Genomic DNA, 679 nt, shown 5'->3' on the forward strand with positions numbered 1-679 from the left:
ACCAGGTCAACGCATCGTTGGCTGCGATATGAAGCCAATGGAGCTTTCCCGCAACGCGCAGACCCGACTCGTCGGCGTTGACCAATGCGGCACTGTGCAAATTGGCGGCGATCTGGTTGGCCGTGTCCTGCAGCGCGGCGCGCGCCTCGCCCACCCATGCCACCAGCGTGCCGGGCGAAACCGACAGGCCATAGATATCGTGAAGCAGTTCGGCGGTACGGGCGAAGGGCAGCATTTGCCCTTGGGTCAGATGGACGCTCAGGGCCTTTACGTTCGGGCCGTACTGCACGACGTCCGAAACGTCGGCAGGAAAGGAGCTCACATGCACCTGCCCACAGCTGCACGCCACTTCAAGCGTGCAGTGCTCGACGACATCGAACGAGCGCGCCGGCACATCGAAGACCTGTCGGCGTTCCGCCACCAGTGCCTCGCCGAGCGGCAACGGCCGATGGCAGCGATTGCATTGCGATGGCAATGGGTGATGAATGGTTTCGGTCGGCTCGGCGACTCGCTTGAGCGTCTTCCCTTTGTGTCCATCTTGCGCGCCGGCCTTCTTGTCCGATGTGCCGCGCAACGAGCGCGTCTTCTTCGCAAGACCGTCGGACGACGGGGGCTTACTCGAGTTCTGGCTGTTCATTCCCAGTTTCGCCTCAACAGCGTCGAGACGCGCGAACAGCGC

At 62.9% G+C, this 679-nt stretch carries 1 protein-coding gene; it reads right to left on the reverse strand.

Going from position 1 to position 679, the window contains the following annotated elements:
* Positions 1-637 (reverse strand): IS66 family transposase (locus ACP7BV_RS27580; protein ID WP_426108102.1); only part of this gene is annotated, 637 nt, incomplete at its 3' end.
* Positions 638-679: the final 42 nt, after the last annotated feature.

Source organism: Massilia sp. TSP1-1-2 (assembly GCF_049896185.1).
Taxonomy (GTDB): Bacteria; Pseudomonadota; Gammaproteobacteria; order Burkholderiales; family Burkholderiaceae_D; genus Telluria_A.